The organism is Allobaculum sp. (genome assembly GCF_047010065.1).
Classification (GTDB): Bacteria; Bacillota_I; Bacilli_A; order Erysipelotrichales; family Erysipelotrichaceae; genus Allobaculum; species Allobaculum fili.
Map to the genome: position 1 here is coordinate 1 of NZ_JBKXLD010000042.1, position 815 is coordinate 815.

Below are 815 nucleotides of genomic sequence, written 5' to 3' on the forward strand. Positions count from 1 at the left end.
ATTATCCCAAGGAGGCGGTCGAGAAAATACCCGTCTTTTATTTGACGCTTACGCTTTGTCAATATTAAAGATTAGAAGAAAGCCAGCAGATCTCAGAAAAATTGAAACTTGCTGGCTATTTTTTATTTGGTGTTGAGCATTTTATTATTGCCGTCTTGTAGAATGAATATCAAAGAAAGCATTTTTGAGGAGGAAAGTATGAAAAGAAAATTGCTGACAGCTCTTCTGTGTTCTTCGCTGCTACTTTCCGGGACCGCAATTCCGGTGATCGCCCAGGAAGCCGGAACTGAATTACAGTCTGAAGCGACAATTGTACATTCCGGAAAAATTGGAACAGCCGACTGGACCATCGATTCTAATGGGGTGTTGACCATTGGAGAAGGTGAGTTTACTAATAACTTTTACGAGTACACTTTCCCGTGGGCTCGATACCCTAATGATATTAAACGAGTAGATGGTACAGCCCGTTTTAAGTTGAAGGGTAGAGCTCACAGCATTTTTGATAGCGAAAGTATAACCTCTATTGATCTGAGCGGTTGGGACACCTCTGCTGTTACGGATATGAGCTACATGTTCTGTAACTGTAAAACGCTGACAAAGCTGAATCTGAGCGGATTCAATACCTCTTCTGTTACAAAGATGCGTGGCATGTTTTATGGTTGTAACGCGCTGTCGGAACTGAATCTGAGCAGTTGGGACACCTCTGCTGTTATGGATATGAGTGGCATGTTTATTAGCTGCAAAGCGCTGTCGAAACTGAATCTAAGTGGATTCAATACCTCTTCTGTTACGGACATGAGCTGCATGTTCAGTAA

Annotated in this window: 1 protein-coding gene; it reads left to right on the top strand. The window is 42.2% G+C overall.

Translation table 11 applies throughout. The features are described from left to right. Nucleotides 1-198 precede the first annotated feature (198 nt). Nucleotides 199-815, top strand: a 617-nt coding sequence (locus ACLUYS_RS05215) for a BspA family leucine-rich repeat surface protein (protein ID WP_412659307.1), incomplete at its 3' end; no start/stop codon positions are given.